General features: G+C 59.6%; 19 protein-coding genes. 6 read left to right on the top strand and 13 right to left on the bottom strand.

What is annotated here, in order from left to right; all coding sequences use genetic code 11:
• The first annotated feature begins 142 nt into the window (after positions 1 to 142).
• From HF931_RS01245 to HF931_RS01235, 3 genes are all read left to right on the top strand, one after another.
• On the top strand, positions 143 to 1570 hold the full coding sequence (locus tag HF931_RS01245; protein WP_273241559.1) for a DEAD/DEAH box helicase: 1428 nt from the start codon (positions 143 to 145) through the stop codon (positions 1568 to 1570).
• Between the two features lie 78 nt (positions 1571 to 1648).
• Positions 1649 to 2638, top strand: a complete 990-nt coding sequence (locus HF931_RS01240) for an NAD(P)H-dependent flavin oxidoreductase (RefSeq protein WP_273241558.1) — start codon at positions 1649 to 1651, stop codon at positions 2636 to 2638.
• A 21-nt stretch (positions 2639 to 2659) separates the two neighbouring features.
• Positions 2660 to 3091: a hypothetical protein gene (locus HF931_RS01235; RefSeq protein ID WP_273241557.1), complete on the top strand. Its 432-nt coding sequence runs from the start codon at positions 2660 to 2662 to the stop codon at positions 3089 to 3091.
• A gap of 3 nt (positions 3092 to 3094) precedes the next feature.
• Here the strand turns inward: HF931_RS01235 and HF931_RS01230 are convergent, their stop codons facing one another.
• The 9 genes from HF931_RS01230 to HF931_RS01190 all read right to left on the bottom strand — a co-directional run bounded on the left by HF931_RS01230 (position 3095) and on the right by HF931_RS01190 (position 11074).
• Complete coding sequence (locus tag HF931_RS01230) at positions 3095 to 3535, bottom strand: thioredoxin family protein (RefSeq protein WP_273241555.1); 441 nt, start codon at positions 3533 to 3535, stop codon at positions 3095 to 3097.
• Between the two features lie 70 nt (positions 3536 to 3605).
• The gene (locus HF931_RS01225) at positions 3606 to 4304 is read right to left on the bottom strand and encodes a hypothetical protein (protein ID WP_273241554.1); all 699 of its coding nucleotides are present in this window, start codon (positions 4302 to 4304) and stop codon (positions 3606 to 3608) included.
• Between the two features lie 200 nt (positions 4305 to 4504).
• Complete coding sequence (rnhA, locus tag HF931_RS01220) at positions 4505 to 4948, bottom strand: ribonuclease HI (protein WP_273241553.1); 444 nt, start codon at positions 4946 to 4948, stop codon at positions 4505 to 4507.
• Between the two features lie 38 nt (positions 4949 to 4986).
• Positions 4987 to 5547 carry a hypothetical protein gene (locus tag HF931_RS01215; protein ID WP_273241552.1) on the bottom strand — a complete coding sequence of 187 codons (561 nt, stop codon included), beginning with the start codon at positions 5545 to 5547 and terminating at the stop codon, positions 4987 to 4989.
• Complete coding sequence (locus tag HF931_RS01210) at positions 5544 to 6035, bottom strand: hypothetical protein (protein WP_273241551.1); 492 nt, start codon at positions 6033 to 6035, stop codon at positions 5544 to 5546. Before HF931_RS01210 ends, HF931_RS01215 begins: the two co-directional genes overlap by 4 nt.
• On the bottom strand, positions 6032 to 7012 hold the full coding sequence (locus HF931_RS01205; protein WP_273012115.1) for a homoserine kinase: 981 nt from the start codon (positions 7010 to 7012) through the stop codon (positions 6032 to 6034). The genes HF931_RS01210 and HF931_RS01205 overlap by 4 nt, the downstream gene beginning before the upstream one ends.
• 9 nt (positions 7013 to 7021) lie before the next feature.
• Positions 7022 to 8515: a spinster family MFS transporter gene (locus tag HF931_RS01200; RefSeq protein WP_273241550.1), complete on the bottom strand. Its 1494-nt coding sequence runs from the start codon at positions 8513 to 8515 to the stop codon at positions 7022 to 7024.
• Positions 8516 to 8543: 28 nt separating this feature from the next.
• A complete protein-coding gene (locus HF931_RS01195) occupies positions 8544 to 10061 on the bottom strand; it encodes a spinster family MFS transporter (protein WP_273241549.1) in 1518 nt (505 codons plus the stop codon).
• A gap of 143 nt (positions 10062 to 10204) precedes the next feature.
• Complete coding sequence (locus tag HF931_RS01190; RefSeq protein ID WP_273012823.1) at positions 10205 to 11074, bottom strand: hypothetical protein; 870 nt, start codon at positions 11072 to 11074, stop codon at positions 10205 to 10207.
• A gap of 77 nt (positions 11075 to 11151) precedes the next feature.
• On the opposite strand from HF931_RS01190, the gene HF931_RS01185 reads away from it, so the two are divergent.
• Positions 11152 to 11829 (top strand): Fe2+-dependent dioxygenase, encoded by a 678-nt coding sequence (locus tag HF931_RS01185; RefSeq protein WP_273241547.1) that lies wholly within the window; start codon positions 11152 to 11154, stop codon positions 11827 to 11829.
• Here the strand turns inward: HF931_RS01185 and HF931_RS01180 are convergent.
• The 3 genes from HF931_RS01180 to HF931_RS01170 are packed head-to-tail and all read right to left on the bottom strand — an operon-like array spanning position 11826 to position 13569.
• A complete protein-coding gene (locus tag HF931_RS01180) occupies positions 11826 to 12314 on the bottom strand; it encodes an anthrone oxygenase family protein (protein ID WP_273012827.1) in 489 nt (162 codons plus the stop codon). The genes HF931_RS01185 and HF931_RS01180 overlap by 4 nt on opposite strands.
• Entirely contained in the window at positions 12311 to 12715 is a 405-nt protein-coding gene (locus tag HF931_RS01175) for a DUF4345 domain-containing protein (RefSeq protein ID WP_273241546.1), read from the bottom strand. The genes HF931_RS01180 and HF931_RS01175 overlap by 4 nt, the downstream gene beginning before the upstream one ends.
• Positions 12712 to 13569: an NAD(P)H-binding protein gene (locus HF931_RS01170; RefSeq protein WP_273241545.1), complete on the bottom strand. Its 858-nt coding sequence runs from the start codon at positions 13567 to 13569 to the stop codon at positions 12712 to 12714. Before HF931_RS01170 ends, HF931_RS01175 begins: the two co-directional genes overlap by 4 nt.
• A 102-nt stretch (positions 13570 to 13671) precedes the next feature.
• On the opposite strand from HF931_RS01170, the gene HF931_RS01165 reads away from it, so the two are divergent.
• Positions 13672 to 14217, top strand: a complete 546-nt coding sequence (locus tag HF931_RS01165; RefSeq protein WP_273241544.1) for a TetR/AcrR family transcriptional regulator — start codon at positions 13672 to 13674, stop codon at positions 14215 to 14217.
• Here HF931_RS01165 and radC read toward each other — a convergent pair whose 3' ends face one another.
• Entirely contained in the window at positions 14218 to 14907 is a 690-nt protein-coding gene (gene radC, locus HF931_RS01160) for a RadC family protein (RefSeq protein ID WP_035550696.1), read from the bottom strand.
• A 130-nt stretch (positions 14908 to 15037) separates the two neighbouring features.
• On the opposite strand from radC, the gene HF931_RS01155 reads away from it, so the two are divergent.
• The gene (locus HF931_RS01155; protein ID WP_273241543.1) at positions 15038 to 15667 is read left to right on the top strand and encodes a cupin domain-containing protein; all 630 of its coding nucleotides are present in this window, start codon (positions 15038 to 15040) and stop codon (positions 15665 to 15667) included.
• Position 15668: the final 1 nt, after the last annotated feature.

Here is a 15668-nt window from a genome sequence, read left to right as displayed (position 1 = left end):
ATTGATCGTTACCTTTTCCGGTGCCGCGTCGAGTGCGCAACACACCGGGATGCCGATCAAAAGCAGGCTTCCTAAAACTTAGAGCCTAACTGGGCGCGCGGACTGTTGAGTCCGCTCGGCGCCCGCATATGAAAGTATTGATTTGACACAGTTTACCGAACTCGGCCTGGCCGAGCCGATCCTCAAGGCAATTGCCGCTGAGGGATACACCAAGCCGACCCCAATTCAGGCGCAATCCATTCCAACCCTGCTGGAAGGGCGCGACCTTGTAGGTATCGCGCAGACCGGCACGGGAAAGACGGCGGCCTTCGTGCTGCCGCTGCTGAGCCGCCTCGCTGCCAATCCGGGACGCCCGCAAGCGAAATCCGCCCGCATCCTGATCCTTGCGCCAACGCGTGAACTTGCCGCGCAGATTGCGGAAAGTGTTCGCATCTATGGCAAGGAAATGAAACTGAGCACCACGATTGTCGTCGGCGGCGTGAAGCCCGGCGGCCAGGTGCGCGCGCTGGCGCGCGGCGTGGACGTGCTGGTAGCAACGCCGGGACGCCTGCTGGATCATATGGAAACCGGCGCCGTGAAGCTGAGCGGCACCGAAGCCGTTGTGCTGGATGAAGCCGACCAGATGATGGACATGGGCTTCCTGCCGGCGATCCGCAAAGTGATGAAGGCCATTCCGGTGCGCCGTCAGACATTGCTGTTTTCCGCCACGATGCCGAAGGAAATTCGCGCGCTGGCGAACGACTTCCTGCGCGATCCGGCCGAAGTGACGGTAGCGACCGTCTCCAAGCCTGCCGAGAAGATCGATCAGGCCGTTTACATGGTGCAGGGCACGGCCAAGCCGCGCCTTCTGGCGGAAGTCCTGTCTGTCGACGATATGGACCGCGCCATCGTGTTCACGCGCACAAAGCATGGCGCTGACAAGGTCGTGCGCTTCCTTGCCAATGAGGGCCTCTATGCCGAGGCAATTCACGGCAACAAGAGTCAGAACCAGCGCATTCGCGCCCTGAACGCGTTCAAGAGCGGCAAGGCCCCGATCCTGGTGGCTACAGACATCGCCGCGCGGGGCATCGACATTGATGGCGTCAGCCATGTTGTGAACATGGACATGCCGAACCTGCCGGAATCCTATGTCCACCGCATTGGTCGCACGGCCCGCGCCGGGCGCAGTGGCATCGCGCTGTCCTTCGTTGGCAATGATGAGCGCGGCTATCTGCGTGACATTGAAAAGCTGATCGGCCGCAAGATCGACCGGATCGAACTGGCGGAAGACATGGCGCTGGACCTGTCGCTTCCTGAGGAGCCGGGCCCGCATACCAAGCAGAGCCGGGGCAGGGGTGGCCAGGGCCGCGGCGGTCAAGGCGGCGGGCGCCGTCAGGGTGGTCAGTCGCAAAATCGCGCGCGGTCTGGCGGTGGCAAAGCCCCTCGCAAGAGTGGTGGCAAGCCCGGTGGTGACCGCAATGGCGGCAGTCGTCCGGCCGCGCGCGCCGAGTCTGGCCAGTCCGGACCCCGCCAAGGTGGCGGACAGAAGCGCCGGTCGCGTCCGAAGAAGTCCTGGTCGCCTGTCAGCTAGCCGCTCTTTCCCCAATGTCAGCCTTGTTTCCGAGACCTCATTCCGCCAAGGATAGGCCGGAAACAAGGAGGATATGCTATGAAGACTGCCATCACCGAAATGTTCGGAATCGAGCATCCGATCATCCAGGGCGGCATGCATTATGTCGGGTTTGCCGAAATGGCAGCCGCCGTGTCGAACGCTGGCGGTCTCGGTGTGATTACCGCACTCACGCAGAAAACACCTGCCGACCTTGCCAATGAGATCGCGCGGTGCCGGGATATGACGGACAAGCCGATTGGCGTGAACGTCACTTTCCTGCCAACCGTGAACACGCCGGACTATCCGGGTTATATCAAGGCCATCATCGAAGGCGGCGTGAAAGTCGTCGAAACGGCGGGGAACAATCCGGCGCAGGTTTTGCCCGTCCTGAAGGATGCGGGCGTGAAGGTGATTCACAAATGTACCGCCGTGCGCCACGCGCTGAAGGCCCAGTCGATTGGCTGTGATGCCGTGTCGGTAGATGGCTTCGAGTGTGGCGGGCATCCTGGCGAAGACGACATTCCGAACATGATCCTGTTGCCACGTGCGGCTGATGAGCTGGAAATTCCGTTCGTCTCATCCGGTGGCCAGGCCGATGGCCGCAGCCTTGTTGCGTCGCTTGCGATGGGCGCATCCGGCATGAATATGGGCACGCGCTTCATTGCGACGAAGGAAGCGCCCGTGCACCAGAATGTGAAAGACGCGATTGTCGCGGCTTCCGAACTGGATACGCGCCTCGTGATGCGTCCGCTGCGCAACACGGAACGCGTGCTGACCAATGCGGCGGTCGAGCGCCTGCTGGAGAAGGAACGTGCCCTTGGCGCCGACCTGAAATTCGAGGACATCATCGAGGAAGTTGCCGGCGTTTACCCGCGTATCATGAAGGAAGGCGAAATGGACGCCGGTGCATGGTCATGCGGCATGGTTGCCGGTCTGATTCACGATGTTCCGACCTGTAAGGAACTCATCGATCGAATCATGAAAGAAGCCGATGACATCATCTCCAATCGTCTGGCAGGTATGCTGTCAGGCAAGGTTCCGGCCTGATCCAAGCTGAAGGAAATCCACATGATCCGACTCCCGATGTTCGCCAGCGCCTGCCTCGCCCTCGCCGCATGCAGTGTGGGAAGCTCCGCTGACAATGATGCTGCCAAGGTTTGCAACACCATGCTGGCCGGGGATCCGGAGATTGTGGAGGACCTTGCAGAAGATGGCGACACGATTGACGTCTATTGCGGTTGCTACGCAACGCTGCTCGCCGACAAGCCTGAAGAGGCTCAGGTGACGATCCTGAAAGTGTCCCAAATCGTGTCCGACATTCGCGCGGAAAACGACCTTCATCTGGAAGAGGCTGCGGGCCGCCTGATGGCTGATTTCATCGAAGACGGCAGCAGCCCGACCTATGGCGTCACGCGCGATGGCTTCGAGACCACGGGCAAATACATCGATACGGTACGCCGTGCACTGAACAAGGAAACGGGTGCCTGTGCAGCGTCCTGATCGTCAGGACAGCGCAGCCTCAATGGCGGCGGAGATCTCTACTTCCGTCATGGATTGCGACACTGTCCCGACGACAGTTCCTGAAGACCGGTCAATCAGGTAGAGTTGGCCGGTCTTTACCCTGTCGGGGAAGACCATGTGCATTGTTTCTGCAATGCCGAGCGTTTTGGCGTCGTCGAAATATGCCTCGCGATTCCGCGCGGAATAGTCGAGTGCAAAGAATTCGACGCCGGGATATGCCTGCGAGGCACGCACGGCCTCTACCTTCGGATCGAGCGCCTTGCAGGCGCCGCACCAGCTGGCATAGCTGAGCACGGCGAGCAGCTGTGTGTCTTCCGCGGGCACCGTGATCTCCTTCACATCGGCCAGACTGCCAGGGGCGGCAATAGAGGGGCCGCATGCCGTCAGGGCGGCGAGCGAAAGAGCGGCAAGGACGATACGCATGGGGACAGCTCCGGATCATGTGGTCCGCCGCTTCTAGCATGGCCTGTACACCGGTGGGGTCACACTTGCGTTAGCGGATGTGAGGGCCGGAGGAACCAGTTGGGGTGCTGCCCGTGCGCATCATTCGGGGTATCATGCTGTGCAGCGCCGTGAGAAGTGACCGATCGGAGGTGCAGAAACCGTACTCGGTGACGCCTTCAGCATAAGTCGGGATGGACACAATGGCTTCGCGGCCGTCAATCATCCAGAAATAAAGCGGAATCTTGTGGTCGATTCGAACAACATCGCATTCGGCAAAGTCCCGCGAGATGATTGATTCATGCAACGCGACGCTGGCTTCGAGCGCCTGCTCCGGCGTGAACGTTTCCGTCTGGATACCGACTCGTTTCCGAAACCGTTCTTCGTCCAGATCTTCAAACCCCTGTTCGCGAAGCATGTCGCGTATATGAGCATCATTGTAAGCGTGGATTTTCACGGAGATGCCTTTCGACAGCGCCCACTGGATGCTCTCGACAATTCGCGACCAAGCCAATGGGTCGGAAATGACTCCATAGCCGGGCACATCGCACAAGATCACGACTTCCGATTTCGCGCGTTTTATGATCTCGGCTATGTCATTGTTATAATTTGGGAAATGTCCGAGGAACCGCGTTGTCAGGGAATCCTTGATTCGGCTCAGCTCTGTCGTGCTTTTGCGCGATTCCCATAATTGCCAGCCAGCGGCCAACAATGCGGCAATCGTTGCGGCCTGCACGATGAGTTCAACCATATCTGCGTTCCCACTTGATATCCGCAACGCCTGAACGATGGCATAGGGACCGTTAGCGGACAAGCGGGCTTGAGGAACGGGTTGGCCGAAGGAAGGCACTTCGCTTGTCACAGCCCCCAGAAAAGCTCGGGCTATTCGGTCCGGATTTCCCGCGCGCCGTCATCCACGCCGCTGCCTGGAACTTGCCGTACCGGGACTGCCTAGTGCCCGCGAGCTTCCTCTGTGCCGCGCCGGGCCAGTTCGTCAGCCTTTTCATTACCGGGGTCACCGGCATGGCCCTTCACCCATTTCCAGGTGATGTCATGGCGCTGGCAGGCTTCATCCATTGCCATCCAGAGGTCCTGATTCTTTACTGGCTTCTTGGCGGCGGTTATCCATCCATTGCGCTTCCAGCCATGAATCCATTTGGTCAGCCCGTCTTTCACATAGGTGGAATCAACGTGCAGGGTGACCTTTGACGGCTTCTTGAGCGCATTGAGCGCCTCGATCACGGCCAGCATTTCCATACGGTTGTTCGTGGTGGCCTTGTCGCCGCCCCAGAGTTCCTTGCGGTTCTCGCCCGCGACAAGCAGCGCGCCCCAACCGCCAGGGCCGGGATTGCCGCTGCACGCGCCATCAGTCCAGATTTCGATCAGATCAGTCATGGGTTTGAGGTGAGGGGCTTTGGCGAAACCGTCAAGCGTCAGAAGACGCTGATATCTGCCGCGTGGAGCTGTTCAGCCGGGCGCACAATGGCGAGAAACAACAGGCCACAGAGAAGGCCCGCCAGCGCGCCGATACATCCGCCGGTCAGGACCGCGCCAAGCCCGGTGAGCGGGGAGGATGAGATGCCGAAGCCCCCTGTCGTGCCGCCCACGAGCAACGCGCCCCAGATGCTGGCCCAGCGCAGATAGGGCGCGCGGCGCTTGATGCCCCGATGCGGGAACCGACCAATGGACAGGCCCATGGCCAGCCACGCCGCCGGAACGGTGACGAAGAACAGAATGAAATTGAACAGGGACATCAGGCTTGCCATCTGGATGCCCATCACAAAGCCGGAAGGCGACGAATTGTATCCGGATATGAGGCCTATGTCTTCGAGCAGGCTGAAAACGGCCACGACGGCAAGACCAATCAGCGTAACGCTGAAACAGGCGGCGAGGGACGCCAGGAACAGGCCCAACTTTACCCGGCGGATCTTTTCGGGGCCATATCCTGTCGCATAGGCGATGGTTCCTGGCGTTTGGGTGTCAGCTTCACTCATGGATGCAGTATCCGATCTGGACGGCGGATCAGCCAGAATATGCTTGCTGACAGGATTCCGGTGATCGGCCCCGATAAAAGGGCCGGGCCCATCTGCAGTATGGTCACTGGGGTTCGCCAGCCACCTGTGACCATGAAGTAGGCGAGCATGACCAATGTACCGGCCACAAGCCCGGCCAATCCGTATGTCATGACGCTGGTCATTTGCCTGCGGAGGAAAAAAGTGTGCAGCATTAGTCCACCAATGAGCATCGCAGGCCAGCCAAGCATGATGCCGAGGAACAGGCCGACGAAGCTGAACCCGACAAGGCTGGTAGCCATCTCTCGAAGGGTCGCCTGACGATAAATGCCAGAGGTGACTTCCGTCTGGAAGATCAGTTCAGGAAACATGACGAAGGCGAGGACAGTCGCGGTGAGGGTTGCGGCAAAAATGGGAGCGACCAGCGTGGCGCTGATCAGCGTGACCCATTTCTTCCGCTCGCCTGTCATGCACCATAGCCTTCCGCATTCGTCACCTTCCGATGGAAGGCGAGACGACCGGCATATTCGAGGGGATTTTTGGGCTTTACGAGGGCACCTTCGGGCGTCGACGTCCAGTCCACCATCCGGGTCAAGAAAAAGCGCAAGGCCGCGCCACGCGCCAGCAGGGGCAGGGCGTCTCGCTCAGCAGGCTCCAGCGGGCGCACGCTTTCATAGCCCGCAATCAGATTTGCGCCTTTGGAATAATTGAAGTCGATCGCACCACGCCCCGGATTGTCGTCAAAGGCCCAGGCGTTCAGGCAGATGGCGAGATCATAAGCCAGCGCATCCGTGCAGGCGAAATAGAAATCAATGATACCGGAGAAATCCTCGCCGAGGAAAAATGCGTTGTCCGGGAAGAGGTCTGCATGGATGGTGCCACGTGGCAGGGTGAGGCTCTGCGGTTTCGCCTCTGCGATATCGGCAAGGGCCTCATCGATCAGGTCCGGCAGGCTGGCTTGCAGTTTGGCGGCTTCTTCGGACTGGCCCTGCCAGAGACGTGGCCATGCGGCCGGTCCTAGACTGTTGGCGCGCGTCATCGGAAAATCCGACAGCGCCACATGCATCCGTGCGAGACCTTCGCCGAGCCCGCGACACTGGGCCGGGCTGGGGCGTTTCGGGCTGAGCCCCTCGAGGAAGGAAACGATCACCGCCGGGCGACCTTCCAGCGTGCGCAGGGCCTTGCCATCGCGCGCCATGATTGGCTGCGGGCAGGGGAAGCCCTTGGCGGACAAGTGCTGTTTCAGGCCGATGAAATAGGGCAGATCATCGGCGTTCACGCGCTTTTCAAACAGGGTCAGGATGAATCGCCCTGATGTCGTTTCGAGATAATAGTTCGAATTCTCGACGCCCTCGGCAATGCCCTTGAAAGAGAGGGCCTTGCCGAGGTCATATTCATCGAGGAACGCGGCCAGCGCGTCATCGGATACTTGGGTGTAGACTGCCATGCGGACCGATTAGGCCGTCTTGGCCACCATGTCACGCTGCAGCGTCTTGCCAGCCAGCAGATAATGGATGGCTGCCCATGCATAGATCGTTGCGAAGATGATGATCGACCATTGCAGGCCGCGAGCATCCGCGCTGGTGCAGGCGGAGGCCTGATCGGCGCTGAGGCTTGCAGTTTCCTTGCAGAGGTCCAGGGTCAGACCAAGATCTGCGCCAGACAGCATCATCGTTTTCAGCACGGTCGATAGCAGGCCAATCAATGTGGGTCCGAGACCGAGACCGATGAGGTTCACGACGAACAGCGTGATGGCCACGGCGGTTGCCCGGGTGCGAGCATCCACGACGCCGGCTGAGACGGCATACATTGGCCCAAGGTAGAAATAGTGTAGCATCGCAGCGGCCATCAGCGGCGGCAGCATCAGCGCGACTGAGGGGCTGAGATACCCCATCCAGTAGAGCGGGACTGACAAGCCCATGCCGAGCGCTGGCATCCACGAAAGCGCCGTAGGATAGCGCTTGGCCAGACGGTCTGCGAGGAAGCCGGACAGGAACACGCCAATCGCCGCCATCAGGCCGAGCACCAGCGAGAAGATCAGCGCGGCTTCTGTCAGCGACAATTCATGCGTGCGCAGCAGGAAGGAGGTGGAGAAGGCCGCGATGCCATATCCGGCAAAGGAAGCGAGCGCTGCGCCGAAGACGACATGAACATAGGTCGGCTTCTTGCTGAGCTTTTTCAGGGCGGCGCCGAATGTTTCGCGCTCGGGCTTTGAGGCGTTTGGCGGGTCAGTGTAGCCGCGTGGTGGCTCCTTCACAGTAAGCCCGATGATCAGAGCGAAGAGCAGGCCCGGCAGGCCAACGGCGATAAAGGCAATGCGCCAGCCTTCGAGGCTTTTCCAGTCGAGCAGGCCGGTTGCCCAGGACCAGCCCCAACCTTCCAGCAGGGTGTGGACGTTTTCTCCGGTGACGTAATCATTGATCGGACCTGCCGCGAGGCCCGCGCACATGCCGCCGAGCGGTACGCCAAGCGCGTAGATAGACGCGGCGGTGGCGCGGCTGCCGGGCTTGAAATAGTCCGCGATGACGGACTGGGCCGGCGGGGTGCATCCTGCTTCCCCGACGCCGACAAGCAGGCGGCAGACAAACATGCTGGCGAAACCGACGGCCAAGCCGCACATCACGGTCATCAAACTCCAGACCGCCAGCGACAGGATAATGATCATCATCCGGCTGGTTTTTTCCGAAACGCGAGCAATCGGAATGCCCAGCGTGGTGTAGAAGGTTGCGAAGGCGAGGCCGCCCAGAAGACCCATTTGCCAATCTTCGAGATTGAGCGAGTTGCGGATCGGGTCCGTCAGGATGCCGAAGATCGACCGGTCAATGAAGTTGAAGATGTAGACGACCAGCAGAGAGCCGAGCACATAGGCGCGATAGCCTTTGGTTCTGTATCCGGTTTCGTATCCGGGCTTTTCATCGGAGGGAGCAGAGGCGGCGGTCGTGTCTGTCATTCTACGTGTCTCTTTCCGTCACTGGGATTCAGGTGCCCATACCTGCAGTCGGGGCATCGGGATTATACTTGTCGTTCATGAACGAACGGGCCGCCATGAAATAGCAGCCGGCGGCGGCAAGGAAGAACAGCACCGTCGCAGCCATGGAATGGCGCAGCCCATTTGCATAGGCGCGGCAGAGTTCCGGTCCCTCTGCGCCCAGCGCGGCCGGGTCTGTGCCGCAGAGGCGCGGATTGAAGGCTTCTGCGAAAGCCGAAAGCCCAGCCTTGGTGATTTCCTGACCCATGAAGAAGTCACTCATCGCACCGACAAAGAGCGGGCCAATGCCATTGCCGATCAGGCTGACGATCAGTAGCAGGACGGCGATTGTGGTGGCGCGCGATTGCGGGCTGACAATGGCGGTGCCGACCATGTACTGGCTGGACAGATAGGCGTAGTGCATCGTGCCTGCGATGATCCAGAGCCCGAAGGCGAGCTCGATTGAGGGAGCAAAAAAGGCTCCGACATAGGCGGGCACAGCAATCAGCAGACCCACGCCGGGCAGCCAGGCCGAGATCGATCTGAATCGGCCTTCGAGCTTCTCGGAAATGTAGCCGCCGAGGAAAGTTCCGAATGCGGCAACCGCCGCCAATGGTGCACCGTACAGCACGGCCGCATCGCGGACGTCGATGCCATGCACGCGTTGCAGGAATGGTGCCTGGAAGCTGATCAGGCCATAGCCAACAAAAGCGACCAGCGCAGCGCCCAGTGATAGCCACCAAAAGGTTGGCTTTGGTGAGAACTCCCTGAACGCGTCAAAGAATGGCGCCTTCTCCGCACTTTTGGCCGAAGGTGGGTCGGAATAGCCCCGCGGCGGTTCCTTGATCGTGAACATGACGATCAAGGCGATCAGCACACCGGGCGCCCCCACCAGAACAAAGGCAATGCGCCAGCCTTCCACCGTGGCCCAGTCGAGCCCGGTAAACAGGCCACCAAGACCGATAGACTGGACCCAGGCACCGAAATCGGCCCCCTTGATGCCGGCAATTGTACCGCCGAACAGTTGGGCCAGCACGCCGCCAAGTGTCACGCCCATGGAATAGATACCAAGCGCGCCGGCACGGCTCTTGGGTGGATAATAGTCGGTGATGAGCGAATTGGCGGGAGGGGTGCAGCCGGCCTCGCCTACGGCCACGCCAACCCGGAATATGAGCAGCCAGATGAAGCCTGATGCCACACCGCACAGGGCCGTCATGACGGACCAGATGATGATGCACAACCCGATGATCAGGACGCGATTGGCCCGGTCGGCCCACATGGCAATCGGAATGCCCATCGCGGCGTAGAACAACGCAAAGGGCGGACCGGACAACAGGCCCCATTGTGTATCGTTCAGTTGGAAAGAGTTGATGATCGGCTGGGCGACAACCGAAATCAACGTGCGATCAATGAAGTTGAGCGTGTAGACCAGCATGAGGGCTACGAGCACATAAGTGCGATAGCCCTTGGAGCCGAAACCGGTGATATGGCCGTCTGTAGCCGTCTGGCCAGCTGTCGTGTCGGTCATCCGCCGAACTCCTCCCGAAAATACCGGGCGCGTCTTGGCGGCGCCTCTCTACAAGTCGCCCTACGGTAATGTGATGCGCGGGGCGCGCAAGGCCTTCCTTTACGACAGATCGTATCGAAGGCCCTGCGCAGGTAAAATTGCCGTTACTGGCTCAGTTCCAACTGGACTTCGGACGCAGCCACCGCCAACGCCGATGCATCAGAATCGAGCGAATCGGGGCGCAGCGCCGTTGGGTAGGCATCCGCCAACAGGGCCAACGCAGACCGGATCGCCGAAGCGGCGTTGGCATTCTCTGCTTCGATTGCCGCTTCATTCTCGCTAAAGGTCAGCTCAGCTGCCTTGTAGAAGCCATAGCCGTCCAGATAGGTTTCATAGAAATCGGAATCGATCGACAATGTGTACATGTCGGACGCGCGCTCAATTTGGTCTGATGCGACGCTGGCGCTGACCATGGCGTCGGACATGTCGGTTTCCGGTGCGCTTTCAGCGGCCTTGTCCAGCGCTGCGAGGATCTCATCGGTCCGCGCATTGATTTGTTCCTGACTTTCGCCCGCGAAAACGGCGGCTGATGTGTCGGAGAAGAGGCCGGTAAAGTCTTCAACGCCTTGGGAGGCGAAGACTGGTTCCATGTCAAACAGCACTTCAGAGACTGGGTGAGCAAACATCTCCGCAGCGGCTTCAGTTTTGCCTTCGGCATAGGCATCACGCGCAGCCAGAACGTGGGCGGCAGCAATTGCGATGGCTGATTTGTAGACCACCGGATCGGTATAGGCAGCCTCGATGGTCACACCACCTTCACCTTCGCCGGCTTCTGTAGCTGGAGCAGCAGCATCGGCTTCAGCGCCGTGATGGTCGTCGCCTGCATGGCTGTTGGCTTCAGTCTCGGAAACTTCAGCCGCTGCCGGTGTGTCTGCAGGCTTGGTTGCTTCGCCGCAGCCAGCCAGTGCGCCGGTCATCAGGACCGTGCCCAGACCCAGACTGGTCCACTGCTTCAATTTGGTGTCAAAAGCCATGATAGAGTTCCTTATTGTGTCGATCTGCTATAGCGGGGAATGACGCAAATGCAAACTATTCGCAAGTAGGCCTGCCCATGCTTTTGACCCTTTCTGATGTACTCGACCGTGAAGAACTGGATGAGACGCTGAAGCTGATCGGTGGATTGGGGTGGCGGGATGGTGCCGAAACGGCGGGCGGGACCGCCCGGGCGGTGAAACACAACCAGCAGGCAGACCTGACCTCGCGTCTCGGCACGCAGGTTCAGCACAAGCTGAAAGCCAGGGTCGAGTGTCATCCCGTGCTGCGCGCTGCGGCCCAGCCCCGTCAGTTTTCCAAGTTGATCGTCAGCCGGACCGAGGCGGGTGGGGGATATGGCCACCATGTCGACAACCCATTCATGCCGATCGGCACGTCGCGCCTGCGGACGGATTTCTCCTTCACGCTGTTCCTGTCAGAGCCGGACACCTATGAAGGGGGTGAATTGGAAATTGAGCTGGCAGGCATGACTCAGTCCGTCAAATTGCCGGCGGGCAGCCTGGTCCTGTATCCGTCAACGACACTGCATCGCGTTGCGCCTGTCACATCCGGCACGCGTCTGGCCTGTGTTGGATGGATCGAGAGCGCAATTCCGGACGTGGCAGTACGAGAGATTTTGTTCGATCTGGAGAATTTGCGGTCCAGTCTGGCCGGCAAGCTGGACCTGCAATCTCCGGAAATTCTAGTCCTGTCGAAAAGCATCTCCAATCTCACCCGTCGTTTCGGGCAGAGCTAGGACAAGGCCATCGCTGCCAGCAAATAACAGATCGCGGAAGCGACCGATCCAAGAGTGCGGACGTGGTTCCAGCGGGTCCAGACGACGCCATAGGTCTTCCAGTATTTGGCGGCGTCCTGATCGAGATGGGGCAGGCGATCCAGTCGCTCATTCATCGGGACGTTCCCAAACATGGTAACGCCCAGCACGGTAACGATATAGATGGCCGACCCGGTAAAGATCATGGTCTTGGCTGCGCCATCCTGTGTCTGCCAGGCGAGCAGGGACATGACGAGCATGATCGGGACAAGTCCCAGCAGGGTCGCCAGGAACACCGAGCGGAACACGGTGCGGTTGATCTGCTGCATGGAGTCTATGCCACCTGACGGCGCTGCGCGGACAAGCCCTGCCATCACGAAGTCAGAGAATGACTGGAATACTCCGCCGACCAGCGCGCTGGCCAGTCCAACAGCGAGACAGATGTATGCGAACAATTCGGCGCTCATTTTTCTTCTCCGCTGATCTTTCCATGCTGCAGCAAGGCGAACAGGCTGAGCGCGCCAATCACGAGTTCGATGAGGGCGGCGAGCTGAAGACTGGGTGAGGGTATTCCGTCCAACACGATGCTGACCAGGCGGGACAAACCGTATGTGCTGTAAATCAGCGCGGAGAAGACCAGACCGGCCTGCATCAGGTTGTGTCGGATGGCACCGCTCAGCGTGACCAGTGAGCCCAAGAGCAATAGTCCGCCGGGCGCGCGGATTTCCGATAACAGGCTGGCGTCCGATCCGAGACTTATGCCGCTTGAGGCGAGGAAGGCGTGCGGCCGGAACAGGATCGCCAATCCGATGGTAAGTCCGGTCGTTCCAGACACGGCCAGCAATATGCGGGTCAGTGGCTGAGTCATGCCGCATTCCTCCACAGGCCGGTTGCTGCCATTTCGCGGGCAAACTCCGAAAAGTCTTTTGACGGACGGCCTAGCGCGCGTTGGACGCCATCCGTCAAGTGCGCGTTGCGTCCATCAAGGACATTCGTGAACAGATAATCCAGCAGCCAGATCTGGTCATCAGGGGCGCCCGCCTGGCGTAAGCCCTGAAGAAAGTCTTCGGAGGGAATGCGGACGAATTTCACTGGGCGCCCCGAAGCGTTGGCTATGTCTTGTGCCACATCTTCAAACGTCATCAGGCGCGGACCGGTGACTTCGTAGACTTCACCAGCATGCCCGGTTTCCGTGAGCGCGGCGACGGCAACGTCAGCAATGTCGTCGGCGTCAATAAAAGGCTCCCTTACGTGCCCGACGGGCAGGGTGATGTTTCCCGAAAGAACAAGCTGCAGGAATTCGCCCTCGGAGAAATTCTGGTTGAACCAGCTTGCGCGGACGATGGTCCAGTCAATCCCGCTTTCCTGAACGAACCGCTCACAAGCTTGCGCGTCCGGCTCTCCGCGCCCGGACAGCAAGACAAGATGCTTTACGCCATGCGCTTTCGCCCGATGAACCAGTTCCAGAATGGCCTCCTTGGCCGCCGGAACCGCGAGGTCAGGTGTGTAGCTGATGTAAACGGAATACGCGCCTTTGAGCGTTGCGTCCCACCCGTCTGGATCTTGCCAGTCAAACGCGGGACTCGCGGACCGGGAGCCGATACGTGTCTCAATCCCCCTGCGTTTCAGTCGACTGACAATGCGTCGACCGGTCTTTCCGGTTCCGCCCAGCACCAAAACCGGGCCGGTATGTTCAATGGGTTGGCGAACTGTCTGTGTCATCGTCAATCTCCTTTGCTTGACACCGTGTAAAGTTGACATGGTGTCAAATGCGCTTAGCTTGACACTATGTCAAGTCAGAATCCCGAAACCCGAGAAAAAATCATGCGCGCAACCTGGAAGCTGCTGGAAAAATCCGGCGGGGCAGGGGTGCGGATGAGCGACATCGCCAAGGCCGCCGGCATCAGCCGTCAGGCGGTCTATCTTCATTTTCCGACCCGCGCCGAATTGCTGACCAGCACCGCGCGCTACATGGACGACGTTCACGATATTGATGGCAGTCTCGCGGCCAGCCGCGCGGCCTCAGGTGTTGAGCGGCTGGATTTGTGGGTCGAAGCGTGGGGCAACTACATTCCGAAGATCCATGGCGTAGGTCGCGCGTTGATCGCCATGCGGGACACGGATGAGGCAGCTGCCGCAGCGTGGGGCGATCGCATGCAGGCCGTCCGGCATGGTTGCGCGGCGGCAATCGGCGCGTTGGAGAAGGTTGATCGCCTGAAGGCGGAGTTTTCTTCGGAAACCGCTACAGATCTTCTCTGGTCGATCCTGTCAGTCGAAATGTGGGAGAAGCTGCGCTTTGAATGCGGGTGGTCACAGGAAGATTACGTCCTCCGCATGCAACGCCTCGCGCGCAACAGTCTCGTCGGCTGATCAGATCAGGCCAGCCGCTTTCAAACTCGTTACGCCGCCCGTGCCAGCGATGAGGTGATCGTGCACGGTGATGTCGAAGGGATCGAGCGCGTCGATGATCTCGCGGGTGACATCTATATCTGCGCGAGAAGGCGTGGTGTCGCCGGACGGGTGGTTGTGCACCAGAATGAGCGCCGACGCGTGCAGCTCCAGCGCACGCCGCGCTACTTCGCGGGTGTAGACTGGTGCGTGATCGACAGTGCCATGCCCCATGACTTCGTCTGCGATCAGCTGGTTCTTGCGATCCAGGAACAGGATACGAAACTGCTCGCGTTTCTCGTGTTGCAGTTCGGTGCGGACATACTCGACCAGCGCCGACCAGGATGAAATCGCCGTTTTCTTTTGAATGTTTTCCCGAGACGCGCGAGCGTTGAGTTCGGCAATCGCCTTGAGATACGCCGCCACGGTTTCACCTATGCCGGGCACTTGGACCAGATCGCGACTCGGGGCGGCGAGAATTGCCGAGAGGCTCCCGAATCTTGCCTGAAGCGCCTTGGCAATAGGTTTCACATCCCGGCGCGGAATAAAGGCCATCAGCAGAACTTCGAGCACTTCGTAGTCATCCAGAGATGAAGCGCCGCGTGCCAGCAGCTTGCTACGCAAGCGCTCGCGATGCCCTTTCCAGTGGGGGATTTCAGGTGCCGTGCTCATTCCGGTTGAAAGACCACGAAAAACGTTCGCGATAAAGGTTCTTCAGCGCAAACTTTTCTTGAAGCGGCTTTCAATGATCAATCCTTCATCATAACATTTTTGTCTGGGAAATCCGTGGGAGGACGACTGAATGTTGAAATATGTATTGGGACTATCGGGCGCGACGATTGCGCTGGCCGCTTGCGCGTCGGTTGAGCCGGGCCATCATCACAATCCGGATGGCACGCATGCCGAAGGGGTGCATGCCCATCCCGACAAGCTGGTTGTGGCCGGCGCCGGAAAGACGGTTGAAAACCCGTTTCATCCCGTCCGCCTGCTATTGTCTTCAGAGGAGTCTGCAGGCGATGTGACGGTATACGAGTTTGAGTTGCCGCCTCGCAGTCCCGGTTCTCCGCCGCACACTCATACGCTTGAAGACGAATATTTCTACGTGACCGAAGGCGTCCTGAGTGTCATGTCGGGCGACCAGATTCTTTCTCTTTATCCGGGAGACTTCGCTGCGCTCAATCGGGGCAATACGCATATGTTCTGGAATGCCAGCGATGAGACCACCAAGTTGATCATGACAACGACGGGCGGCTCCTTTGAAGAGTTCATGGCGAGCGCCGCCCCTCGGATAGCGGATGCGCAGCCGGACTCAGCCGAAGGCGCAGGAGCAGTCATAGGACAGCTGGCGGCGGAGCACGGCATCATGATTTCGATGGAGAAGATGCCAGAGGCCGCGGCGCCTTTCTATGCGCCACCCTCATCGGCCGAATAAG

This window comes from Hyphomonas atlantica corrig. (assembly GCF_017795365.1).
Classification (GTDB): Bacteria; Pseudomonadota; Alphaproteobacteria; order Caulobacterales; family Hyphomonadaceae; genus Hyphomonas; species Hyphomonas atlantica.
The sequence above is the reverse complement of the archived record's forward strand: the minus strand, read 5'-3'. Positions and strand labels throughout refer to the sequence as shown.